Raw genomic sequence first — 23,787 nt, 5'->3', positions numbered from 1 at the left:
TTCCCGATCTACACGCCAAAGAATTTCTTCGCGTACTCGATGCCCTCAATGAGAGCATCGACCTCTTCCTTCGTGTTGTACAAATAGAACGACGCTCGAGCCGTCGATTGTACGCCCAGCGCCTGATGGACTGGCCACGCGCAGTGGTGACCAACGCGGATGCAAATTCCACGATCGTCGAGAGCCTGGCCCAAATCGTGTGGATGAATCCCCTCGACTTGGAACGAAATCGCAGCGCCACGCTGCTCGGCTGTCTGCGGCCCAACGATAGTAAGGCCCTCGACCTCGCGCATTTTCTCAAGCGCGTATGCGGTGAGCTCGTGTTCATGCTGAGCGATCGCATCCATACCGATGTCAGTCAAATACTTCACAGCAGCACCGAGTCCCACGACCTGGCTGGCCATCATCGTTCCTGCTTCGAAACGCTGAGGCGGAGGCGCGTACGTCGAGGCCTCCATCTTGACGACCTCGATCATCGAACCACCCGTCAAGAACGGTGGCAGCAGCTCCAGCAGTTCAGATCGGCCGTACAAAGCGCCGACGCCAGTCGGACCACACATCTTGTGACCGGAGAAAGCGAGGAAGTCGACTCCCAACGCTTTCACGTCCACCGGCATGTGTGGCACAGATTGGCAACCATCAAGCACAACCAAGGCACCAACAGCTTTGGCTCGCGCGACGAGTTCGTCAACATCGGCAACCGCACCAGTCACGTTCGACTGATGGGTAAATGCGACCACCTTCGTGCGCTCGGACAGCTCTAAGGAATCTAGGTCGATCCGACCATCAGCGGTCACGGAGTACCACTTCAACGTCGCGCCGGTCCGTCGTGCGAGCTCCTGCCATGGCACGAGATTCGCATGATGTTCCAGCTCCGTGACGACGATCTCGTCGCCCTCGGTGACCTGGTACTCGCCCGCGCGATCGTCGCCAAGCGTGTACGCCACAAGATTCAAGGCTTCAGTAGCGTTCTTCGTGAACACCAGCTCGTCAAATTCGGCGCCGATGAAGGAAGCGATAGCGTCGCGGGCATCTTCATATGCGTCAGTAGCCTCTTCGGCCAACTGATACGCACCACGGTGAACCGGAGCGTTGTGCTCCGTGATGAAGTACGTTTCTGCCTCGATCACCTGGCGCGGACGCTGCGACGTTGCACCAGAATCGAGGTAGACCAAACGCCGGTCATCGCGCACCGTGCGCGCGAGAACCGGAAAATCGCCACGAAGAGAGCGACTAAGCATTGGTGAACTTCTCGTAGCCGTGCTCTTCGAGCTCGTCAGCCAACTCTGGACCACCGGAGGCGATGATCTTGCCGTCAGCGAATACATGCACGTGGTCAGGCTTGACGTAGTTCAGAATCCGCTTGTAGTGCGTGATGATGAGGATTCCACCATCGTTTTCATCCTGGTAACGGTTGATGCCCTCGGAGACGACGCGCAGTGCATCGACGTCCAAACCGGAGTCGGTTTCGTCGAGAACTGCGAACTTTGGCTTCAGCAGATCAAGCTGCAGGATCTCGTGACGCTTCTTCTCACCGCCGGAGAAGCCTTCGTTGACTGAACGCTCAGAGAAAGACGAGTCGATCTCGAGATCAGCCATGGCCTCACGGACTTCCTTAACCCAGTGGCGCAGCTTAGGAGCCTCGCCGCGGACCGCAGTTGCTGCAGAACGCAGGAAGTTGGACATAGAAACGCCAGAGACCTCGACTGGGTACTGCATGGCCAAGAAAAGACCAGCGCGTGCGCGCTCGTCAACGCTCATCTCAAGAACGTTTTCGCCGTCGAGAAGGATCTCGCCTTCGGTTACCTCGTACTTAGGGTGACCAGCGATGGTGTAGCTCAGGGTCGACTTGCCGGAACCATTTGGCCCCATTACTGCGTGGGTTTCACCGGACTTGATAGTCAGGTTGACACCCTTCAGGATTTCCTTTGGCTCCGATGCCTCGTCGTTAGGCAATACCTGTGCATGGAGGTTACGGATTTCAAGCGTGCTCATTGTTGCTGTGCTGTCCTTTGTGTATTTTCGTCGCTTATATCGTGACTATGTGGAAACTGCGAAAGTGGAAACTGCAACGTATTCCGACGGCTAGATGCCGGCAGTATTCAACTCTTCGTCGATGAGGGATTCGAGGCGGTCACGGATGGCTTCGACAGGAATCAGGTTGATGACTTCGTTGAAGAATCCGCGAACAACTAGACGACGCGCAACATCCTCTGGGATACCGCGGGACAGCAGGTAGAACAGCTGTTCATCGTCGAAGCGGCCAACAGTTGCAGCGTGACCTGCACCCTGAATTTCGCCAGTTTCAATTTCCAGGTTCGGAACCGAGTCAGCGCGTGCGCCTTCGGTGAGAACCAGGTTGCGGTTCAGCTCGTAGGTGTCGGTACCTTCGGCCTCTGCACGAATGAGTACGTCGCCTACCCATGCGGTGCGGGCGTCGAGTTTGGACGACGGATCGCCCTGCAGCGCACCCTTGTACATCACGTTAGAGCGGCAGTTCGGTACTGCGTGATCAACGAGAAGACGCTGTTCGAAGTACTGACCTGCATCTGCGAAGTAGACACCGAGAAGTTCGGCGTCGCCACCTGGCGCGGTGAACTTCACGCGAGGGACAACACGAACAACACTGCCACCGAATGTAGCCAGGGAGTGACGAAGCGTTGCATCGCGCCCCACCGCTGCATGGTGTGCCGACAGGTGCACAGCACCCTCATCCCAGTTAGTCAGCGTGACGACGGCTAGTCGCGAGCCATCACCCAAAACAAACTCAACGTTGTCAGCAAAAGTGCCGGTACCGCGGTAATCGAGAACGACCACTGCTTCAGCGTTTGCCTGGACGTCAATAACCAAGTGGCCATAAGCAACTTGATCGTCGCCGGGGCCGGTGACCGTAACGGTCACAGGATCCTTCGATACAGAGTCCTTCGCGAAAGTCAGGACCTGGGCCTTGTCGAAGGTGGAGAATGCGCGGGCCGCAACGATATCGACTGGTGTTCCCGCACGGCCTAGAAGCTCACTGCCACGGTCTACCTCGGTCACAGTCACCGAGTCGTTGGCTTCGACACCGTCGAAAGCGTACGACGAGGCTACTGGCTCGGCGGCGGTGCCGTCGTGAAGCCCGTTCAGACGACGCAGCGGAGCAAAGCGCCACTCTTCATCGCGGCCACCAGGGACGGCGAAGTCATTGACATCAAAGGATGCGAAGACATCGCCCTTGTTCGCGAGAACACGACGCTTGGCAGCTGGCTGACCTTCAGCCGCCTGATTCTCTTCAGTAATGATGTTGGTCATTGGCTTAACCGACCGAACCTTCCATCTGCAATTCAATTAGGCGGTTGAGCTCCAGTGCGTATTCCATTGGCAGCTCCTTGGCGATTGGCTCCACGAAGCCACGGACCACCATCGCCATTGCTTCTTCCTCTTCGATACCGCGGCTCATCAGGTAGAACAGCTGCTCATCGGACACACGAGACACGGTTGCCTCGTGGCCGAGCGTGACATCGTCTTCACGAACATCGACGTATGGGTACGTATCAGAACGAGAAATCGTATCTACCAGCAGTGCATCACACTCGACGTTCGATGCGGAATGCTTAGCGCCCTTGTTGATCTGCACCAGACCACGGTAGGCAGCACGGCCACCATTGCGAGCTACAGACTTCGACACGATGTTGGACTTCGTGTTTGGAGCCATGTGCACCATCTTGGCGCCCGTGTCCTGGAACTGTCCTTCGCCAGCGAAGGCAACCGAAAGCACTTCGCCGTTAGCGTGCGGACCAGTCATCCATACAGCTGGGTACTTCATGGTGACCTTGGAGCCGATGTTGCCATCGATCCACTCCATGGTTGCGCCTTCTTCACACTTGGTGCGCTTCGTGACCAGGTTGTACACGTTGTTCGACCAGTTCTGAATGGTCGTGTAACGGCAACGGCCACCCTTCTTCACGATGATTTCGACAACAGCCGAATGCAGTGAGTCAGACTTGTAGATCGGAGCCGTACAGCCCTCGACGTAATGCACGTATGCATCCTCGTCGACAATGATCAAGGTGCGCTCGAACTGGCCCATGTTTTCCGTGTTGATGCGGAAGTAGGCCTGCAAAGGAATATCCACGTGGACACCCTTTGGCACGTAAATGAAAGAGCCACCGGACCAGACAGCCGTGTTCAGGGCGGAGAACTTGTTGTCGCCAGAAGGAATGACGGTACCGAAGTACTCCTTGAAGAGCTCTGGGTGCTCCTTCAAAGCAGTGTCCGTGTCCAGGAAGATGACACCCTGCTCCTCCAGATCCTCGCGAATCTGGTGGTAGACAACCTCAGACTCGTACTGAGCTGCGACACCTGCAACCAGACGCTGCTTCTCAGCCTCAGGAATACCCAGCTTGTCGTAGGTTTCCTTAATATCGTCCGGCAGGTCTTCCCAGGTCTGGGCCTGCTTCTCGGTGGAACGAACGAAGTACTTAATGTTGTCGAAGTCGATCCCCGACAGATCCGCGCCCCACGTTGGCATTGGCTTGCGATCGAAGATATCCAAGGCCTTCAAACGGCGCTCGAGCATCCATTCCGGCTCGTTTTTCTTTGCGGAAATGTCGCGTACTACAGCTTCAGACAGGCCACGCTGGGCCGAAGCACCAGCAGCGTCCGAGTCATGCCAGCCGTACTGGTAAGCGCCGATAGACTCGATGATTTCTTCGTCAGTCTGTGGCGTACGCACCTTCGCGGCTTCGTCATGGGCGAGAGTCATTGTCCGCTCCTTTCTTGTTGTGCACTGGTTGAGAGATCTTGAATGGGAATCAACGGAACATGAGTTGTACAAATGCCATTGCCGTCCGCAATCGTTGCCAGCGGTTGAGTGTGCTGCCCTAATAAACTACTCACTGCTTCGTGCTCTGCGGCACAGAGCTGTGGGAAGTCGTGGGCCACATTGCTAATTGGGCAATGATGATGGCAAATTTGCACGCCACCAGTGTTTTCATTCACTGTTGCTGCGTACCCGTGACGTCGAAAAGCTGTGACAACTGCTTCTACAACCTCGTGCGTCTCCGCGTTCTCACCCACCGGCGTAATGCCGGCGAGGATTTCGTTCACGCGACGCTTAGCGAAAGCTGTAACAGCTGCATCCCCGCCCGCTTCTTGCAGTGCTTCCAGCGCAGATGCCGCAAGCAGATCGTAAGAATGACCGAAGTGTGCCCGGCCCTTGTCTGTGAGACGGAAGGACTTTGCTGGGCGACCTCGACCTCGCGGGCCGTGCTTCGGTGGAGGCGCAGTTTCTGCTAGCCCCTCCGAAACCAAAATGTCCAAGTGGCGGCGCACGCCTGCAGCCGAAAGGCCGAGTTGATCAGCAATCAGGGTTGCTGATGCCAGGTTGTGTTCCAACAGGAGCAAGAGAATACGGCGGCGTGTATCACCGTCGCCGTTCGACTGTGGCTCCGAAGCTGGTACCTCAGGAGTTAGTGAGTCGGTCATGTCGGTGGTTCACCTCCGGGAAACTCATGCACATTCGTGGACTGCGCGGTATTAGACAACACAAGTGTTCCGTAATTCATCTGATATGTCCAGCGTCCAGAGATCGCTGCAGGTAGCTGGTGTGTCATCATGGCTGAACCTATGTTTATCCGGCTAATTATTAGCGAGACTCCTCCTGTCGCTGTGATTCCAAGTCCTCAGGAACCAGAACTGTAAGATCGATTTCGTGCGCCCATCCCTCATGTCTTTTTCCGGTCAACTCCGGTTAGCGAAAGACGCGATCCCTCATGTGGGTTTGGCAGGTTCTCGAAGCTCCACATTGCACACCGGTACTGAGCAGCCCTTCGCACACCGAATCAATCACCGGGAGCTACGACGATTTACGTGGCTCCGCTGGCTTGGCACGCTCGGTGCGATCATTGTGATGGTCGGCGGTATTGGTGCCGGTGCTACCCCAGTCGTTGGGAATGTGTTTTGGCAGACTCCGGCCGGCGTGACCCTTGGGCGCATGCTCGTTGCGACGACGATGGTGACGTTTGTCGGCATCGGAATGTTGATTGTTGCTTGGTTGGGCGTGGGTGCCTTCGTTCTTGCGGGTGCGCGGACTCGCGTGACATCGGTGAACACATCGATGCTGGTGCGAACCTTCGCCGGGTGGGTCACACCACTTATTCTTACTGCTCCACTTTTTACGCAGGATATCTATTCCTATCTCGCCCAAGGTGCGATCGTGGATCGAGGGATGGATCCGTATGCTGCTGGTCCTGTTGACTTACTGGGGGCCAACGATCCGTTGGCCCGATCGGTGCCGTTGATTTGGTCTCATTCCCCTAGCCCATACGGCCCGACAGCCATGGTGGCGGCGTGGTTCATCTCTGCTCTGACCAACGATTCCCCCCTTGCCTCGGTGTTCTTGCACCGAATCATCGCAGTTGCTTCCTTATACGTGGTGGCATGGGCATTGGTCCGTTTAGCCCAACGATGTGGCGTTAGTCCTCAGTTTGCGCTGTGGCTGGGTGTCTTGAACCCGCTGACGCTTCTTCATCTGGTTGGCGGTATCCATAACGAAGCTCTGTTGTTGGCGCTACTGCTGTCGGGTATGGAGCTATGTCTACGAGCCATTCATGGCCGATCAGTTCCGGGAGTTCCAGATGGCGCCCCGGGGGAACGCGGATCTTCAAACCCCGAGTTGAAGAAACGACTGCTGTTCGCAGCCGGGCTCGTCTTGATTTCCTTAGCCGGCATGGTCAAAGTCACGGGGTTCGTCGCATTGGGCTTCGCGGGGGCATGGCTGGGTCGACGTTATGGACGCTCAGTGTGGTCGCTTCTGAAAGCTGCGGTGGTGACTGGTGGCATTGCCGTCGTCACGTGTGTCGTGTTTTCGCTTGGTTCTGGCTTGGGTTTTGGTTGGATCACTAGCCAAGGCGGTGCCGCGACCGTGCGCAGTTGGATGTCGTTGCCGACACTGCTTGGAATATTGTCGGGTTTTGTTGGACGGCTACTGGGCCTCGGTGACATTTCGGAGTTCGCGCTGTCTTTCACCCGTGGTGTCGGCGTCGTGGTTGCGGCGGCATGGCTTATTCGCATGTTGTGGGCGACGTTCAGAGGCCGAATTCACCCGTTGGGTGGATATGGCCTGGCCATGTTCGCGTTGGTGCTGCTCTTCCCCGTTGTGCACCCGTGGTATCTGCTGTGGGCACTGGTGCCACTGTCGGCATGGGCTGACCGCGCGCAGTTCCGCATGGCAGTGGTGATCTATTCGGCAGTGTTTAGTCTGACGGTGTTGCCACGTGGCTTGGGACTGCCACCAATGACGGTCGTACAAATCTACGTGGGCGCTATCGTAGGCTTCATCTGTTGCATGGGCATCATCCTCGCGGTGTCGTGGCGAACCCGCGTCTTCCGGATCCGCTAGACGACGACTCATCCCTGTAGGGGTGATCTGCAGCTACGGAGAGGCGGTGGCCTACTATGGGGCATCGTGATCAAAGCTGATGAATCTCCTGCGTTGAAGCTGCGAGGAGTGACTAAACGTTACGGTGACGTCGAAGCCGTTTCTGGTCTCGACCTCACGTTGCAGCGTGGTCAGGTGTTGGCATTGCTTGGACCTAATGGTGCTGGCAAGACAACGACGGTCGAGATGTGCGAGGGGTTTGTTCAGCCCGATGCCGGCGAGCTGCGAGTATTGGGCCTCGATCCGTGGCGGGAAACAGACGAATTGCGAACCCGTATTGGTGTCATGCTGCAAGGAGGCGGCGCATACCCTGGTGTTCGCGTGGGCGAAATGCTGAAGTTGGTTGCATCGTATTCGGCTAATCCGATGGATATCGATTGGCTACTCGACGTTGTCGGGCTGTCCAAGCATGTCAAGACGAGTTACCGTCGCCTCTCCGGTGGCCAGCAACAACGATTGTCCCTAGCGTGTGCTCTTGTCGGACGTCCTGAATTGGTATTCCTCGATGAACCAACGGCTGGGTTAGATGCCCAGTCTCGGTTGGCAGTGTGGGATTTGGTCAATTCCATGAAGCGCGACGGAGTGACCATCGTGTTAACGACGCATCTCATGGACGAAGCAGAGGCCCTAGCCGATGAAGTCATCATCATCGATAAAGGCCACGTGGTTGCCTCTGGCTCGACTAACGAGATCACAGCGAGTAGTAACCCAGATACCTACTTCGCTGCTGATGAAGACATTGATGCGGCTGGGCTCAGTGCGCAGCTGCATGCCCAAGGATTCGATGTCACGGTGTTGCCAGTGAGTCCAAATCGTTGGCGAATCTCGGGCAAGACCACTCCCGCGATCATCTCGGCAGTAGCATCCTGGTGTGCCCAGCGCGACGCCTTGATCACCGAGCTCACTGTGTCCCGCCGTTCACTCGAGGATGTTTTCCTCGACATCACTGGCCGTGAAATGAGGAACTAACCAGCATGTCAACGACTCGTTTCCCAGGAGGAACGTTCACTCCCTCCCCAGTGCGTGCCCCTATTGGTCGGATCATTGCGTCGCAAACCAAGATGGAAGCGACACTCATTCTTCGTCACGGTGAACAGTTGTTGCTGACACTGATTATTCCGATGGCAATGCTGGTTGGCTTTACTATCGTTCCCGTCTTGGATGACCCGAATCCATTGCAGCGCGTGTTCCCCATGGTTTTGTCGGTAGCTGTCATGTCCGCCGGATTTACCGGGCAGGCAATTGCTGTCGGTTTTGACCGGCGTTATGGAGCTCTGAAACGCATCGGTGCTTCGGCGCTACCGAAGTGGGGCATCATCGTGGGCAAATGTTGCGCGGTGGCGATCGTCGTCACGCTGCAGTTTCTTCTGTTCTCTGCTGTTGCTATCGCACTGGGCTTCTCAGCGAGCGTTGGTGCCTGGTTGATGGCCTTCATCATGGTCTTAGTTGGCACCGCCACGTTTACGTCACTAGGTCTACTGATTGGAGGCACGCTCGGAGCGGAGCTCATTCTGGGCCTTGCCAACTTGATTTGGTTCATCCTCCTGGGCGCCGCGACGTTGTTCGCTGTTGGCCCGGAATTGAGCAGTCCAGTTGAGTTTGGGTTGAAGCTGCTGCCGTCTGTTGCGTTGACGGATGTGATTACCCAAGCCTTCGCAACACGCATGGCATGGCACTCCCTAATTGTGCTGGTCGTCTGGGGAATTGTGAGTGGTGTGTTGGCTACTCGCCTCTTCCGTTTCGAAGCCAAGGGTGACTAGCCTGGCAGCGGTATCCCGGTGCTCACTGTGAAACGCCGAAGCGGTAGTATCGGACGGTGTGAGTGACCTCCAGAAAACTTTGCCGTTAACCAGGCTCCCTCTTCCAACAATCGCGAAGCAGAAGCTCTTTGCCTTGTTGGTGCTCATTGCACAGGCAGCCATCGCAGTCACTGGCTCGATCGTCCGCGTTACAGGATCGGGTCTGGGCTGTGACACGTGGCCGCAGTGCCACCCGGGCAGCTTCACACCGGTTCCGGGACAAGCCGAAATGATTCACCAGATCGTTGAATTCGGCAATCGTTTGCTGACGTTCGTTCTCGTGGCATTGACCCTGATCTTGTTCCTCGCAGTCATTCGCACGGGACGTCGCAAAGAAGTGTTCTGGTTGGCCTTCGCCAATGGCATGGGCGTTATCGTCCAGGCAATTGTCGGTGGTATCTCGGTTCTCGTGGACCTGAAGTGGTACGCCGTTGCTCTGCACTTCATCCCATCGATGATTCTGGTGTGGTTGGCGGGCATGCTGTTCGTCAAGATTCAGGAACCTGACGACGGCCACGTGGTGCGCACCTACCCGACCTATCTGCGATACACGGCGGTTGGATCAGGCCTGGCGCTTCTGGTTACGTTGATTACCGGCACGATGGTGACTGGCGCTGGTCCGCATGCTGGTGATGCCAGCGTCCTGCCGGAAGATCGCTTGCAGCTACCTATTACGGAGCTTTCCCACGTCCACGCGGGATTCATGTACCTGTACTTGGGATTGACCATTGGCCTTGTGTTCAGTCTCTTGGCGGTGAAAGCCGACCGTGGCGCGGTCAAGATCGGTTGGTGGCTGGTGGGCATGATCATTGTGCAAGCTGGCGTGGGTATGGTTCAGTACTGGTCTGGCGTGCCGGAAGCGCTGGTACCAGTTCACGTGGCTGGATCTGGCATCGTCACGGGCTTGACTGCGATCCTTTACCAGATGGGGCGACGTTACGTAGGTGGTAACGCTATCGTGACTGGCTCCCCAGCTGGCGATGCCGAGTACAAGGCAGTCGCAGCAACGAGCTAACCTCAATCGTGGCGTTACGGGAACAAGCCCGACTCTGCCGGCCACGTTGTACTTCTCACTGACGGACCCACGGTCCGTCAGTTTTTTCATATCATCGCGGTATGGACGCAATCGTTATCGAATCATTCGGTGGGCCCGAGCAACTCTCGTTTCGCACGGAACTCTCCTCACCAGCTCTGCTCCCTGGCCACGTGCTTATCGACGTTGCCACCGCAGGCATCAATTTCACTGATGTCTACCAACGAGAAGGCATCTACCCTCGTCCATTGCCGTTTATTCCCGGATCTGAGGGCGTTGGCCGTGTGGCAGCAATTGGCGAGGACGTAACGACTCTGGCTGTTGGTGATCGCGTTGCGTGGTGTACTGGGCAAGATAGCTATGCATCGCAGGTGGTCTTGGCCGAGGACATCCTGGTGCCTATCCCCGACTCGATTGCTGACGATGCCGCCGCGTCCATTCTTCTGCAGGGGCTAACAGCACACTTCCTTGCATACGACGTCGCAAAGCTTAGCGCACAGTCCACCTGCTTGATTACTGCCGGTGCTGGTGGTGTCGGATTGCTGCTCACCCAAATGGCGAAGTCTCTCGGTGCTCGGGTGCTAAGCGTCGCTTCCACATCCGAGAAACAAGCTCTCGCACGCGCTGCCGGTGCCGATGAGGTGTTCGCCTACGGGGATTCGCTTGCCGACGAGATCCGAGCCACCACCGATGGACTGGGCGTCGATGTCGTTTTTGATGGTGTTGGTGCTGCAACGTTTAACCAGTCGCTGGAAGCGGCTCGGGTACGAGGGCTTGTTGTCCTCTTTGGTGCTGCATCTGGTGCAGTGCCACCTCTAGATCCTCAGGAGTTGAATAAGCATGGGTCGTTGTTCTTGACCCGACCGCACCTTCGACACTTCACCAGGACTCGTGACGAACTCATGCAGCGTGCCTCGGCAGTTCTAAGCATGGTTGAAAATGGGACGCTGAACGTCCGTGTCTCTGCAGCCTATCCGCTCCGAGATGCAGAAAAAGCCCATCGTGATCTGCAAGCGCGGATCACAACAGGCTCTATTGTGCTGAAGCCGTAACAGATTACGACAGCATCTGGGAAATGGTCTGGAGGCCGAACACTGCGTCGACCGACAGGCCAACACACACCAACGCGAGGTAGTTGTTGGAGAGCAAGAAGAGCTTCATCGGCTTGATCTCCCCACCAGCCTTGACGTCGCGGTGCAGCATGATGGCCCCATACAAGAACCAAATACCTGCGATCACGGCCGACGCCAGGTAGATCCAACCTGCAGCGGGGACAAGCAGCAACGTCGTTACGACCGTAGCCACGGTGTACCAAATGATGCGAACAGTGACGTACAGCGGTGGGCGAACTACTGGCATCATTGGGACGCCTGCAGCTTCATAGTCGTCCTTGTACTTCAGCCCCAGAGCCCACGTGTGCGGCGGAGTCCAGAAGAAGATAACCATAAACAGAACAATCGCCTGCCACCAGTGGAACCAGCCGGAGACATCAGGGTTGTTGTCAGTGATGACGGCCCAGCCGACGAGAACGGGCATACAGCCAGCTGCGCCACCCCAGACAACATTCTGATCAGTGCGACGCTTCAACCATAAGGTGTACACAAAAACGTAGAACGCAATGGTCAGCAAGATAAAGATTGCTGCCAGCAATGAATTGCACAGCAGCCACAGCCACAAGAAACTGGCAATGGTCAGCACAATGCCGAAGATCATCGCACTGGTGTTGGATACTGTTTGCTTCGCCAGTGGGCGCTTGGCCGTTCGGTTCATCACCTTATCGATGTCCGAATCGGCAACCATGTTGAATGTATTGGCCGCAGCCGCACCCATCCAACCACCTACGAGCGTCAGCAAAATCAGGCCAACATGCACGCTGCCGCGGTCAGCCTGCAGCATTGCCGGAATTGCGGCGACCAGCAAGAGCTCAATGACGCGAGGTTTCGTCAGCGCCACATACGCCTTAACCGTATCGAGCAAAACTGATCCCTTCCAAACAACTACTAGTGTCCCCTACTAGTCGGACACTCACCCTGCTTAGTTCCAGCAGGAGTCGTAATAATTCACGAAATTCTGGAACGCGCGACATGGACAGTATTCAACTGTGTACATAGGGCATGCAAAATCCAGACTCGGTCCATGGTAGCGCTTCTCCACTGTAAACCGTGTATCGGCCCACCCGATATTCCAGCGGATTGTTGATACCTCCACCGGTAATTTTCGCAACCGTGGCGGGTGACACATTATTTGGCCAATTCACGGGAAACGCCCCTGTGTAATAGAGCTGGTTCCCGGATTCGTCGTGAAGCGGATTACACTAGGCACAGAATTAGCCTCGAGCGAGAACACAGGAGCCCATACCGTGACACTCTCCCCAGAGTTGCAGTCCCGCGTGGAACAGAACTACCCAGCAGACTGGACCGAACTGGACACTCGTGCCGTCGACACCGCCCGCGTACTGGCTGCAGACGCAGTACAGAAGTGTGGCTCCGGCCACCCAGGAACCGCAATGAGCCTCGCGCCATTGGCATATACCCTGTACCAGCGTGTGATGCGCCATGATCCGAAGGATCCAAACTGGGCAGGCCGTGACCGTTTCGTGCTGTCGTGCGGTCACACCTCGCTGACTCAATACATTCAGCTGTACATGGCTGGCTTTGGTCTTGAGCTCGATGATCTGAAGGCTCTCCGTACTTGGGGTTCATTGACTCCTGGTCACCCGGAGTATGGCCACACCGATGGTGTCGAAATCACCACCGGTCCTCTCGGTCAGGGACTAGCTTCTGCTGTCGGTATGGCAATGGCATCGCGCCGTGAGCGTGGCCTGCTAGACCCTGAAGCACCAGCGGGCCAGTCACCGTTCGACCACTTTGTGTACGTCATTGCCTCTGACGGTGACGTTCAGGAAGGTGTCACTGCTGAAGCGTGCTCCTTGGCGGGCACTCAGGCTTTGGGCAATCTGATTGTGTTCTGGGATGACAATGGCATCTCCATCGAAGACGACACGACGATTGCCTTCACCGAAAACGTCGCAGATCGTTACCGTGCTTACGGTTGGCAGGTCATCGAGGTCAACGGCGGCGAGGATGTGGCAGCTCTTGAAGCAGCTGTGGCTGAGGCAAAGGCTGATACCACTCGCCCAACTTTCATCCGCATGCGCACCGTGATCGCATACCCAGCTCCGAACGCGATGAACACCGGCGCTTCGCACGGTGCAGCCCTCGGCAACGACGAAGTTGCGTTGATTAAGAAGGAACTTGGCTTCGACACGGAGCAGACCTTTGAAGTTTCTGACGAGGTCATTGCACACACCCGTGCTGCAGTAGAGCGCGGTGCGGAAGCACACGCCGAGTGGCAGAATTCCTTCGATGCGTGGGCAGAGAAGAACCCAAAGGCCAAGCAGTTCTTCGACCGTCTCACGGCAGGCGAGCTCCCAGAAGGCTTCGCTGACGACATGCCGTCCTGGGATGCCGGCGCAAGTGTTGCTACTCGTAAGGCATCCGCAGCCGCTTTGCAGGCTCTTGGCGCTACCATGCCAGAGCTGTGGGGTGGCTCCGCTGACTTGGCTGGTTCCAACAACACCGTCATCGAAGGTTCTCCTTCGTTCGGTCCTGAGAACATCACCACCGACACGTGGACTGCGACCCCATACGGTCGTAACCTGCACTTTGGTATTCGCGAGCACGCAATGGGCTCGATCATGAACGGTATCCTGCTGCACGGCAACACCCGCATTTACGGCGGTACGTTCCTCATTTTCTCGGATTACATGCGCCCAGCCGTTCGTTTGGCATCGCTGATGGGAATCTCCCCTATCTACGTCTGGACCCACGACTCCATCGGTCTTGGTGAAGATGGCCCAACCCACCAGCCAATCGAGCAACTTGCATCGCTGCGCGCCATCCCAGGCATGACTACGTTCCGCCCAGCTGATGCCAACGAAACCGCAGCCGCCTGGGTAGCAGCACTTGAAGGCGAAGCTGGACCGAAGGCTCTGGCACTGACCCGTCAGAACGTTCCTGTACTGGAAGGCACCAAGGAGAAGGCTGCCGAGGGCGTTCGTCGCGGTGCTTACGTCCTGGTCGAAGGTTCCAAGGAAACCCCAGATGTCATCCTGATGGCTACCGGTTCCGAGGTTCAGTTGGCGATTGCAGCGGCAGAAGAGCTTGCAACTGACGGCGTTTCTGCGCGTGTCGTATCTGTTCCTTGCCTGGACTGGTTCGAACAGCAGGATGCCGAGTACCAGGAGCAGATCTTGCCTAAGGCTGTTACCGCTCGCGTGTCCGTCGAAGCTGGTATTGCAATGCCGTGGTACCGCCACCTTGGCACCACGGGTCGTGCGGTATCGATCGAGCACTTCGGTGCTTCCGCTCCATACGAGAAGCTCTTCGAAGAGTTCGGCGTGACGACGAGCGAAGTCGTTTCAGCAGCTCGAGAAACCATTGAGGCTTCTAAGTAATTTTCTGATGTCGGCCCTGTGGCCGATGGGTTAAGCCTTTACCGAAAGCGCCGTGAAGCATGGGCCATGAGAGTCCACGCGGTTTCACGGCGCTTTTCGCGTCCCGAGGGTAGCCTGAATTGGTACAGAGAAAGTTGTCGATGGACGTGGGGACTCGTGTATGCGGGCTCTGCGTGGAAAGTTGATTGATCGTGCCAAATAGGAATCTTGAAGCGCTCGCAACTGTGGGAACCTCGGCGTGGTTGGACGATTTGTCCAGGCAGCGTCTGTCTTCCGGTGATCTTGTCCAGCTCATCGACGAGTTGAATGTTGTTGGTGTTACTACTAACCCGGCTATTTTCTCTTCGGCGATGACCGCTGGTGAGGATTACGATTCTCAGTTGGCCGAGCTCACCGCTTCTGGTGCCGATGCTGCTGAAGCGGTCTTCGCCATGGCTATCGACGATGTTCGTGACGCGTGTGACGTGTTGGCTGAGGTGTCGTCGGCAAGCAATGGTGCGGACGGACGCGTCTCCATTGAAGTTGATCCGCGTTACGCAGACGACTACGAGAAGACGATCGCTCAGGCTCGCGAATTGTGGACAAAGGTTGGCAAAACCAACGCGATGATCAAGATTCCTGCGACGGATGCTTCCCTGCCTGCGGTTACTGATGCGCTGGCTGAAGGCATTTGCGTGAACGTCACCTTGATTTTCTCCCTGGAGCGTTACCGCGAAGTTGTAGAAGCATTCATCGCTGGTATTGAGCGTGCGAAGGACAATGGCCAGGACTTGACGGCGATCCATTCGGTCGCTTCCTTCTTCGTGTCGCGTGTGGATACCGAAGTAGACAAGCGACTTGAAGCAATTGGCACCGATGAGGCGCTCGCACTGCGTGGCAAGTCTGGTATCGCTAATGCACGCTTGGCCTACGCCGAGTTTGAAAAGGCTTTTGCAGCGGACAACCAGCGTTGGGCTCCACTTGCTGCAGCTGGTGCGAATGCGCAGCGTCCGTTGTGGGCCTCGACGGGTGTGAAGAACCCTGACTACCCTGCAACGCTGTATGTCACCGAGTTGGCTGGTCCGTTGACCGTTAACACCATGCCGGAGAAGACTTTGCGTGCAGCTGCGCAAAGCGAAGTCCCAATGGTCGCAGATACCTTGACTGGTACGGGCGACGATGCTCAGGCAGAGATGGATGCGGTTGCACAACAGGGCATTGCGTGGACTGAAGTCTTTGAGATTCTCGAACGAGAAGGCGTCGAAAAGTTCGTAAACAGCTGGCAGGAGCTGCTCGACTCCATTGCAGGTCGAATGGATGAGCTGAAGAAGTAGTCGGACTATCAATCTACTCAGTGCTCGTGGCGATGGTCGCGAGCACTTTTCCATTCTATTTGTATGGCTTTCCTTGTTCGTGCCTACACGGAATAGTCGGTGTGAGAGGCTAGCCTCGTAAAGACTAGTCTCTACTTGTGTTTACTCTGCCCTTAGAAAAGGAAGGCCTTCTATCGTGACAGTTCCTCCTCCGGCCGATTCCTTGGCAAGCGCATGGACGAACCCCTTGCGTGATCCTCAGGACAAGCGTCTCCCACGGATCGCAGGCCCTGGTGGCATGGTTATTTTCGGTGTGACCGGTGACCTTGCTCGTAAGAAGTTGCTTCCGGCTATTTATGACCTTGCCAATCGAGGGCTACTACCTGCTTCTTTTGCCCTCGTAGGTTATGGCCGCCGTAACTGGTCGAAGGAAGACTTCGAACAGTACGTGCGCGACGCAGTGGAAAGTGGCGCCCGTACTCCTCTTCGAGAGAGCGTTTGGAGCCGTCTCGCAGAGGGCATTCACTTCGTCCAGGGCACATTTGTCGACGACGAAGCCTTTGACCGACTCGCCGAGAAGCTGTCCGAGCTCGATGCCTCCCGTGGCACCGCTGGAAACTGGGCATACTACTTGTCCATTCCGCCCGACAATTTCCCCGATGTGTGTAACCAGCTTGATCGTGCTGGTTTGGCTCAAGCGGGTGAAGAGAATTGGCGTCGAGTGATTATCGAGAAGCCATTCGGACATGACCTCGAATCTGCGCAAGAACTGAACCATATCGTCAACTCGGTGTTCCCCGAAAAGTCGGTCTTCCGCATCGACCACTACCTGGGTAAAGAGACTGTTCAGAACATCTTGGCAATGCGTTTTGCTAACCAGCTGTTCGATCCGCTGTGGAACTCGCACTACGTCGACCATGTTCAGATCACAATGGCTGAAGACATCGGCCTAGGTGGCCGTGCTGGCTATTACGACGGAATCGGTGCAGCCCGTGACGTGATCCAGAACCACTTATTGCAGTTGCTAGCGCTCGTAGCCATGGAAGAACCAGTCGCATTTACCCCGGAAGAATTGCAGACCGAAAAGATCAAGGTGTTGCGAGCGACGGAGCCTTTGCGTCCGCTGTCGAAGACCACTGCGCGTGGTCAGTACTCGGCAGGCTGGCAAGGGTCTGACTACGTAGTAGGCCTCCGCGAAGAAGAAGGCTTCGATCCAGAATCAACGACCGAGACATATGCTGCCTGCACCTTGCAGATCAATTCTCGCAGGTGGGCAGGCGTGCCATTCTATCTTCGTACCGGCAAGCGACTGGGGCGACGAGTGACGGAGATTGCGTTGGTGTTCAAGTCTGCGCCGCACCTTCCTTTCGCTGACACGATGACTACTGCTCTTGGGCAGAATGCAATGGTCATCCGCGTACAGCCGGACGAGGGCGTCCTCATGCGCTTCGGTTCTAAGGTGCCAGGTTCCGCGATGGAAGTACGCGATGTGAACATGGACTTCTCCTACTCGGAGTCGTTCACTGAGCAGTCGCCAGAGGCTTACGAACGCTTGATTCTCGACGCACTTCTCGACGAAGCGAGCCTCTTCCCAACTAATGAAGAAGTGGAGCTGTCCTGGAAGATTCTCGACCCGATCATTGATTACTGGGCAAAGCGTGGCCGCCCAGATGAATACCCTGCGGGTACGTGGGGTCCTGCGTCCGCCGATCACATGTTGGAACGGGAAGGACGTACATGGCGACGACCGTAGTCAAAGAGCACGTCGTTCTTGACCTATCACCCTTCGGCCCTTCCATCATTGACTTCATTGTTGACACCACCACTGACACTGCTGCGAAAGTGCGTTTGCCATGATCATTACTCTTCCTGACACGACTACTCGCGCTATCGCCAAGCAGCTCGTTCAGCTGCGCGAACAAGGTGGCGATGGTGCCACCGGCCGTGTGTTGACCCTCATCGTGCTGTCTCGTAGCGAAGATGACCTCGAGGACATTATTGCAACCGCTAACAACGTCTCTCGTGAGCATCCATCCCGCGTGCTTGTACTCATCTCAGGCGAGCCACGCGGGGCAAACCGACTCGACGCGGAAATCCACATGGGCGGAGATGCTGGTGCAGCGGAGATCGTCGTCATGCATTTGGAGGGTGAGGTGGGTGAACATCCAGAAGCCCTGGTCACCCCTCTCCTGCTGCCCGATACCCCAGTTGTCGCGTGGTGGCCGTCGACTGCTCCGCAAGTTCCTGCGGCTACGTTGATAGGTCAGATTGCTCAGCGACGAATCACCGATTCCCTGACAGATCCAGACAAAGAAGCTGTGTATACGCGTCGCACCGGTTACACGCCGGGAGATTCGGACTTGGCGTGGTCCCGACTCACTCCGTGGCGCGGTGTGCTGGCTTCCGCATTGGATTTGCCACCACACGAGCCGATCATTGCCGTGGAGATTTCCGGTTCCGATGACAATCCATCCGTGGATCTTGCAGCTGGTTGGCTGGCGGACCGCCTGGGTGTGCCAGTCCATCGAGTGATGAACGGATCCCCGATGGTTCCAGTCGATGATCGCGATCGTCCCATGAATTCCATCGAGTCCGTGATCCTGCGCCGTGCTAGTGGTGCTGACGTCGTGTTCTCAATCGAAAATGCAACGACAGCATGTGTGACCATCGGCGATCGACCACCGTTTAAGGTGGCCTTGTCGCGTCGCTCGACGGTGGACTGTCTTGCAGAAGAGCTCCGCCACCTCGACCCGGATCTCGCATATGCTCGGGCCTTGCGTGGCCTCAGCCGAATTCGCTTGGTCAAGCCCGGATCAGAGCCCTCCCGCGCCGGCTCCACGGCAGCGGGGACCCAGTCCCCGATCGGTACATCTTTTGCTAAGGAGAACTCCAATGACAGCCAGCGCTAATGCTCACGATGTGCACTTCTCCCGCCATGACGACCTCAATGATCTCGTTGAGGCCGCACGGGATGCCTTCGCCTCTACTGTCGTAGCTGCACAGCACGATGGAGCGGTAGCGCGCGTCGTACTCACTGGTGGTGGCGCAGGTATCGCTTTGTTGGAAGCATTACGACGAAACTCTGCCCCATCAACACAGCCGGACGAAGCTATTGATTGGTCACGGGTGCTCGTATTCTTTGGCGACGAGCGATTCGTTGCTGCTGACGATTCGGAACGCAACGAGGGCCAAGCACGTGAGGCGCTGTTGGACCACATCGACATTCCAGCTGGCAATATCTTCGGGTACTTAGCCGACGACGGCACCGCCACCCCAGAGGAAGCAGCGCGCGCCTACGAGGAGCTCGTCGTCACGCATGCTCCTGAAGGGTTTGACCTGCATTTGCTGGGCATGGGCGGCGAGGGGCATATCAACTCGTTGTTTCCCCATACGGATGAGATTCGGGAGGAATCGCAGCTCGTTGTGGCCGTGCACAATTGCCCAAAGCCACCTCCGACGCGGGTGTCGTTGACGATGCCGGCGATCGCCAAGGCGGATCGGGTCTGGCTGCTGGTCTCTGGCGGTGCGAAGGCCGAAGCCGTTAGAGCTATCTCTGATGGTGCTGCTGCCGTGGACTGGCCGGCTGCTGGAGTTCGTGGTCGGACTGAAACTGTGGTGTTTGTCGATGAAGCTGCAGCTGCGCTACTCTAGCTGCCACTCAGCGCGTCGACTATGAGCGCCTGCTGAAACAATGAAGCCCTAGGTCAATGACCTAGGGCTTTACTCATGCCGGCGGATGGCACTCAACTAGAGTTGTTACCAACCAAATGCGTTGAAGAGACCAAGCAGAATGATGCTGGCAATCCACAAGATAGCGGTGACGATTGTGACATAGTCAAGGTTCTTTTCCACCACGGTAGAACCCGAGAGGTTCGACTGGACACCGCCGCCAAACAGGCTAGACAGGCCGCCACCCTTACCCTTGTGCAACAGAATAAACAGGCACATCAAGACAGACGTGACGACCAAGACGATCTGGATGGCGAGGTACACGCGCACTTCCCCTCAATTGACGCCCATTTGTGATGGGCAACTAAACCTAACAGGGTTCCACACTACCGCAAAACCCTCGTTGGACACACATGCTAGCCGGAGTTTCGCAGCGCAGTGGCGAGGCCATTCATGGTCAGCTGGATCCCACGGCGAACCTTATCTCGGTCATCACCTGCACGGTAACGTCGCAGCAGCTCAAGCTGGATAGCATTCAGCGGCATCAAATATGGGAAACGCATGTCAACGCTTCGCGCCAAAAGCGGGTTGTCTTCCAGCAGCGTTGTATAGCCGGTGACCTTGAGAAACATCTCATAGGTCAGTTCGAATTCAGAGCGAATCGCGGTATAGATACGTTCGGCACCCTCGCGGTCTGAGCACAAATTCGCGTACAGCCGAGCCAGGTCCATATCCGCTTTACTCATCACCTGAGCCATATTTGATAGCACCGAGGCAAAGAATGGCCACTTCTCGTTGAGTTCGCGCAATTCGGCAAGACGAGTTCCATCCGGATCCTCACCGATCCACTGCCTCAGCGCAGTTCCAACGCCGTACCAGCCAGGTACCATCGAGCGTTGCTGCGACCAGGATAAGACCCACGGAATAGCACGCAGATCAGAAATCGACGTCGTTTGTTTACGCGACGAAGGACGTGAGCCAATATTCAAACTGCTGATTTCGGCCACGGGAGTCGAGTCTTCGAAGAAGCTGATGAAACCAGGGTCCTCGTGCATCAGCGACGAGTAGGCGCCGCGGGAAAGCGCAGAAATTTCCCGCATCACTTCATAAGCGCGTTCTTGGTGTCCAAAGTCGTTGACATCAAGCATCGTTGACTCGATTGTCGCCGAGACCAGGGCCTCCAAATTGCGTCGCGCGGTCACTGGGTTTCCGTACTTCGCAGAAATAATCTCGCCCTGTTCCGTGACACGCACAGCACCCTGCACTGCACCCTTCGGCTGAGCCAAGATTGCATCGTACGACGGGCCACCGCCACGACCCACCGTGCCACCACGACCATGGAAGAGGCGTAAGCGAATGTGGTGCTTCTTGGCGACGTCGACAATTTCGGTTTCAGCGTCGTACAAGGCCCAGTTCGCCGCGAAATAGCCACCGTCCTTGTTGGAGTCGGAATAGCCGAGCATGACCTCCTGAAGATCGCCCCGGGCTCGCACGTACGACCGGTAACAATCAACATTCCATGCAGCTTCCAGAACATTCGCGCCTGCTTGGAGGTCCTCAATCGTCTCGAACAGCGGAATAATGTCCAACGTGCCGTGTAACTGTCCGTTTGTTGAAGTGATGAGACCCACTTCTTTCAGCAGGATCATCGGTTCAAGCAGATCGGATACAGACGAGCACATAGAGATAATGCAGTGCGGTACGGAGTCAGGGCCATAAGCCTCGACAGCATGCGCAACTGCCCGCATGATGCCCATTTCCCGTTCCGTAGCTTCAGATAGTTTCCCGCCGAGCGGAATCAAGGGGCGTGCGTAGGCAAGTTCCTTCGAAAGAAGAGCGACCTTCGCAGTCTCTGACAACGCAGCATAGTTCTCGGTCACACCCGCAAGTGCGAAGAGCTCGGTCAAAACGCTTTCGAAACTCTCCGAGTTTTGACGAATGTCCAGGGAGTACAAGTGGAATCCAAAAGCGTCGAGTGCAGCTTGAATGTCCGCCAGTCGGTAGTCTGCAACCAAATCATCCTGGCTAGCGCGCAAGGAATCCTCGACAATCTTCAAGTCAGAGCGCATCTGCTCGACGTCGTCGTAAGGCTCGTGGACAGACCAGTCGCCCTCGATGATCGTGGTCCCCAACATGGCCTTTGCCGTTGCGGCCATTCGCCCACGGATGCCATGCACAGCTCGTCGGTACGGTTCATCCTTACGATTCGGAATATCGTTATGACCCCGGCTAGCCAAACCAATCAGATCCACTGTCGCCTTCGTTAGCCGGTCAGAAAAGCTCAGCTCGCGTTCCAGTGCGTGCAACTGTCGCAGGTAGTACCCGAAAATCGTCGTCGTCGCACGATCCGTTGCATACTTGACCGTCTCGGCTGTAATGAATGGATTGCCATCGTGGTCTCCGCCAATCCACGAGCCCATCCGCACCGCCGGCTTGTTCGGAATATCGGTTCCGCCCAGCTCACGCATGTGCTTGACGACGTCCCTATTCAAGCGTGGCACCGTTTCCAGCAAAGACAACTGGTAATAGCGCAAACCGACTTCGACTTCGTCCCTAATGTCCGGGCGGTTGAGGCGGATCAACGCGGTCTGCCACAGTGTCAAGACACGGCGCTTGATTTCCAAATCGATGTCGGCGATACGAGCTTCCGTTCGCGCGGTCCGCGGTGCTGACATCACTTCACGACGGCGACGCATCGCCTCACCGATATGCTTCTGCGCATCGAAAACAGTACGACGGCGCGTCTCCGTTGGATGCGCAGTCAGTACTGGTGAGATCATCGCTTCATTCATCATCTCCGCGAGCTGTTCGCGTGGTACCCCGGCCGCTGCCAGCTTCTCCCACGTTGCTTCCAACGTTGAATCAACGGCAGAAACACCTTCATCCAGCTTTTGCTCCAACAAGCGCTCTTCGTGCAAATCCTCTGCCAAATTTGCTAGCAGCGCGAAATGAGTGAACGCACGAATGATCGGACTGGCTTCAACTGGATCAATGTCCCGGAACAGTGAGGTCAGATCCTCAATCTCCGCTTCGCCACGATGCAGGCGAAAAGCAATACGACGAGCGTTTTCTACCAGCTCGAAAACATCTCCGCCTTCCTGCTGTCGAATAGTGTCGCCAAGAATCTTTCCGAGATGTCGAATGTCTTCACGCAAGGTCTCTTCGGTAGCAGAGTTCATATCCCCATAGTGCCGGAGGGACCGGGATGCTGCAGGGCAAGTCGTCGAAAAGCACAAGCCCCGCTCACCAAAAGTGAACGGGGCTATACATGATGCGCAACTTCGTCACACGCCTTCGCGTGTACGCACGCTACGGCTTATACAGCAGAATCTGCAGCAAGTGCGCAGAGCTTAGCGAACGCTTCACCATCGAGGGATGCGCCACCAACGAGGCCACCGTCGACATCAGGCTGGCTGATCAGCTCAGCGACGTTGTCAATTTTCATGGAGCCACCGTAGAGAACACGCATTGCCTTTGCGGTTTCTTCGGAAGCGACCTCGGCAATGGTCTCGCGGATAGCCTTGCAGACTTCCTGAGCATCGGCAGCAGAAGCAACCTTGCCGGTACCAATTGCCCACACTGGCTCGTAAGCAATGACGGTCTTGTCAAGGTCAGCCTCGGACAGATTCGCAAGCGAACCCTTAACCTGCTCAACAACGTACTCAACATGCTTGTTTGCTTCACGGACCTCTAGAGGCTCGCCAACACAGACGATTGGAGTCATGTTTTCCTTGAGCGCAGCCTTGGCCTTCTTGGATACAATTTCGTCAGTCTCTGCATGCATCTCGCGACGCTCGGAGTGACCAACTACGACCCAGCGGCAGCCGAGCTTAGCCAACATCGTTGCCGAAATCTCACCGGTGTACGCACCAGATTCGTACATGGACACATCTTGCGCGCCATAGGTTACGCCAAGCTTGTCGCCCTCTACGAGCGTCTGCACCGAGCGGATGTCAGTGAATGGCGGAATCACAACGACATCAACCTTGTCGTAGTACTCCTTTGGCAATGCGAAGGCGAGCTTCTGAACAACGCCGATGGCCTCAAGATGGTTGAGGTTCATCTTCCAGTTGCCAGCGATAAGTGGCTTGCGTGCCATAGTGTTTGTCACTCCTGTT

19 protein-coding genes are annotated in these 23,787 nt (G+C 56.4%); 10 read left to right on the top strand and 9 right to left on the bottom strand.

What is annotated here, in order from left to right; genetic code table 11:
- Positions 1 to 8: 8 nt before the first annotated feature.
- The 5 genes from WG934_RS05785 to WG934_RS05765 form a co-directional block, all read right to left on the bottom strand.
- Positions 9 to 1,241 carry a cysteine desulfurase gene (locus WG934_RS05785; protein WP_339989073.1) on the bottom strand — a complete coding sequence of 411 codons (1,233 nt, stop codon included), beginning with the start codon at positions 1,239 to 1,241 and terminating at the stop codon, positions 9 to 11.
- On the bottom strand, positions 1,234 to 1,995 hold the full coding sequence (sufC, locus tag WG934_RS05780; RefSeq protein ID WP_339978449.1) for a Fe-S cluster assembly ATPase SufC: 762 nt from the start codon (positions 1,993 to 1,995) through the stop codon (positions 1,234 to 1,236). The genes WG934_RS05785 and sufC overlap by 8 nt, the downstream gene beginning before the upstream one ends.
- Before the next feature lie 90 nt (positions 1,996 to 2,085).
- Positions 2,086 to 3,291, bottom strand: a complete 1,206-nt coding sequence (gene sufD, locus WG934_RS05775) for a Fe-S cluster assembly protein SufD (protein WP_339989071.1) — start codon at positions 3,289 to 3,291, stop codon at positions 2,086 to 2,088.
- A 4-nt stretch (positions 3,292 to 3,295) separates the two neighbouring features.
- Positions 3,296 to 4,744 (bottom strand): Fe-S cluster assembly protein SufB, encoded by a 1,449-nt coding sequence (gene sufB, locus WG934_RS05770; protein WP_339978445.1) that lies wholly within the window; start codon positions 4,742 to 4,744, stop codon positions 3,296 to 3,298.
- The gene (locus WG934_RS05765; protein WP_339978443.1) at positions 4,741 to 5,466 is read right to left on the bottom strand and encodes a helix-turn-helix transcriptional regulator; all 726 of its coding nucleotides are present in this window, start codon (positions 5,464 to 5,466) and stop codon (positions 4,741 to 4,743) included. Before WG934_RS05765 ends, sufB begins: the two co-directional genes overlap by 4 nt.
- A 241-nt stretch (positions 5,467 to 5,707) precedes the next feature.
- On the opposite strand from WG934_RS05765, the gene mptB reads away from it, so the two are divergent.
- The 5 genes from mptB (at position 5,708) to WG934_RS05740 (ending at position 11,304) form a co-directional block, all read left to right on the top strand.
- The gene (gene mptB / locus WG934_RS05760) at positions 5,708 to 7,381 is read left to right on the top strand and encodes a polyprenol phosphomannose-dependent alpha 1,6 mannosyltransferase MptB (RefSeq protein WP_445228210.1); all 1,674 of its coding nucleotides are present in this window, start codon (positions 5,708 to 5,710) and stop codon (positions 7,379 to 7,381) included.
- A gap of 69 nt (positions 7,382 to 7,450) precedes the next feature.
- The gene (locus WG934_RS05755; RefSeq protein ID WP_339978863.1) at positions 7,451 to 8,389 is read left to right on the top strand and encodes an ABC transporter ATP-binding protein; all 939 of its coding nucleotides are present in this window, start codon (positions 7,451 to 7,453) and stop codon (positions 8,387 to 8,389) included.
- Positions 8,390 to 8,394: 5 nt separating this feature from the next.
- The gene (locus tag WG934_RS05750; protein WP_339978439.1) at positions 8,395 to 9,180 is read left to right on the top strand and encodes an ABC transporter permease; all 786 of its coding nucleotides are present in this window, start codon (positions 8,395 to 8,397) and stop codon (positions 9,178 to 9,180) included.
- Between the two features lie 58 nt (positions 9,181 to 9,238).
- The gene (locus WG934_RS05745; RefSeq protein ID WP_339978437.1) at positions 9,239 to 10,234 is read left to right on the top strand and encodes a COX15/CtaA family protein; all 996 of its coding nucleotides are present in this window, start codon (positions 9,239 to 9,241) and stop codon (positions 10,232 to 10,234) included.
- Positions 10,235 to 10,335: 101 nt separating this feature from the next.
- A complete protein-coding gene (locus WG934_RS05740; protein ID WP_339989067.1) occupies positions 10,336 to 11,304 on the top strand; it encodes a quinone oxidoreductase family protein in 969 nt (322 codons plus the stop codon).
- Between the two features lie 4 nt (positions 11,305 to 11,308).
- On the opposite strand, the gene WG934_RS05735 is transcribed toward WG934_RS05740, so the two are convergent.
- The gene (locus WG934_RS05735) at positions 11,309 to 12,229 is read right to left on the bottom strand and encodes a heme o synthase (RefSeq protein ID WP_339978433.1); all 921 of its coding nucleotides are present in this window, start codon (positions 12,227 to 12,229) and stop codon (positions 11,309 to 11,311) included.
- A gap of 382 nt (positions 12,230 to 12,611) precedes the next feature.
- Between WG934_RS05735 and tkt the strand changes: the two genes are divergently transcribed.
- The 5 genes from tkt (at position 12,612) to pgl (ending at position 19,651) form a co-directional block, all read left to right on the top strand.
- Positions 12,612 to 14,708, top strand: a complete 2,097-nt coding sequence (tkt, locus tag WG934_RS05730) for a transketolase (protein ID WP_339989065.1) — start codon at positions 12,612 to 12,614, stop codon at positions 14,706 to 14,708.
- 188 nt (positions 14,709 to 14,896) lie between these two features.
- Complete coding sequence (gene tal / locus WG934_RS05725; protein WP_339989260.1) at positions 14,897 to 16,021, top strand: transaldolase; 1,125 nt, start codon at positions 14,897 to 14,899, stop codon at positions 16,019 to 16,021.
- A 175-nt stretch (positions 16,022 to 16,196) separates the two neighbouring features.
- A complete protein-coding gene (gene zwf / locus WG934_RS05720) occupies positions 16,197 to 17,753 on the top strand; it encodes a glucose-6-phosphate dehydrogenase (RefSeq protein ID WP_339989064.1) in 1,557 nt (518 codons plus the stop codon).
- A 100-nt stretch (positions 17,754 to 17,853) separates the two neighbouring features.
- Positions 17,854 to 18,909, top strand: coding sequence for a glucose-6-phosphate dehydrogenase assembly protein OpcA (locus tag WG934_RS05715; RefSeq protein WP_339978427.1), 1,056 nt, complete (start codon positions 17,854 to 17,856; stop codon positions 18,907 to 18,909).
- On the top strand, positions 18,893 to 19,651 hold the full coding sequence (gene pgl, locus WG934_RS05710; protein ID WP_339989062.1) for a 6-phosphogluconolactonase: 759 nt from the start codon (positions 18,893 to 18,895) through the stop codon (positions 19,649 to 19,651). The genes WG934_RS05715 and pgl overlap by 17 nt, the downstream gene beginning before the upstream one ends.
- 105 nt (positions 19,652 to 19,756) lie before the next feature.
- Here pgl and secG read toward each other — a convergent pair whose 3' ends face one another.
- From secG to tpiA, 3 genes are all read right to left on the bottom strand, one after another.
- Entirely contained in the window at positions 19,757 to 19,993 is a 237-nt protein-coding gene (gene secG / locus WG934_RS05705; protein ID WP_339978423.1) for a preprotein translocase subunit SecG, read from the bottom strand.
- Positions 19,994 to 20,085: 92 nt separating this feature from the next.
- Entirely contained in the window at positions 20,086 to 22,848 is a 2,763-nt protein-coding gene (gene ppc, locus WG934_RS05700) for a phosphoenolpyruvate carboxylase (RefSeq protein WP_339989061.1), read from the bottom strand.
- A 137-nt stretch (positions 22,849 to 22,985) separates the two neighbouring features.
- Complete coding sequence (gene tpiA, locus WG934_RS05695; RefSeq protein ID WP_339978419.1) at positions 22,986 to 23,768, bottom strand: triose-phosphate isomerase; 783 nt, start codon at positions 23,766 to 23,768, stop codon at positions 22,986 to 22,988.
- Positions 23,769 to 23,787: the final 19 nt, after the last annotated feature.

Source organism: Corynebacterium sp. H78, from assembly GCF_037572275.1.
In the GTDB taxonomy this organism is placed as follows: Bacteria; Actinomycetota; Actinomycetes; order Mycobacteriales; family Mycobacteriaceae; genus Corynebacterium.
Note: the sequence above shows the minus strand (reverse complement) of the source record. Positions and strands in the feature narration are given on the sequence as shown.

What these genes read in the sequence shown, in the direction of transcription:
- pgl (WP_339989062.1), top strand. Translation starts at nt 18,893, where the DNA reads ATGACAGCCAGCGCTAATGCTCACGATGTGCACTTCTCCCGCCATGAC.
- ppc (WP_339989061.1), bottom strand. Translation starts at nt 22,848, where the DNA reads ATGAACTCTGCTACCGAAGAGACCTTGCGTGAAGACATTCGACATCTC.
- tpiA (WP_339978419.1), bottom strand. Translation starts at nt 23,768, where the DNA reads ATGGCACGCAAGCCACTTATCGCTGGCAACTGGAAGATGAACCTCAAC.
- WG934_RS05750 (WP_339978439.1), top strand. Translation starts at nt 8,395, where the DNA reads ATGTCAACGACTCGTTTCCCAGGAGGAACGTTCACTCCCTCCCCAGTG.
- sufC (WP_339978449.1), bottom strand. Translation starts at nt 1,995, where the DNA reads ATGAGCACGCTTGAAATCCGTAACCTCCATGCACAGGTATTGCCTAAC.
- WG934_RS05715 (WP_339978427.1), top strand. Translation starts at nt 17,854, where the DNA reads ATGATCATTACTCTTCCTGACACGACTACTCGCGCTATCGCCAAGCAG.
- sufB (WP_339978445.1), bottom strand. Translation starts at nt 4,744, where the DNA reads ATGACTCTCGCCCATGACGAAGCCGCGAAGGTGCGTACGCCACAGACT.
- WG934_RS05785 (WP_339989073.1), bottom strand. Translation starts at nt 1,241, where the DNA reads ATGCTTAGTCGCTCTCTTCGTGGCGATTTTCCGGTTCTCGCGCGCACG.
- mptB (WP_445228210.1), top strand. Translation starts at nt 5,708, where the DNA reads ATGTCTTTTTCCGGTCAACTCCGGTTAGCGAAAGACGCGATCCCTCAT.
- WG934_RS05765 (WP_339978443.1), bottom strand. Translation starts at nt 5,466, where the DNA reads ATGACCGACTCACTAACTCCTGAGGTACCAGCTTCGGAGCCACAGTCG.
- sufD (WP_339989071.1), bottom strand. Translation starts at nt 3,291, where the DNA reads ATGACCAACATCATTACTGAAGAGAATCAGGCGGCTGAAGGTCAGCCA.
- WG934_RS05740 (WP_339989067.1), top strand. Translation starts at nt 10,336, where the DNA reads ATGGACGCAATCGTTATCGAATCATTCGGTGGGCCCGAGCAACTCTCG.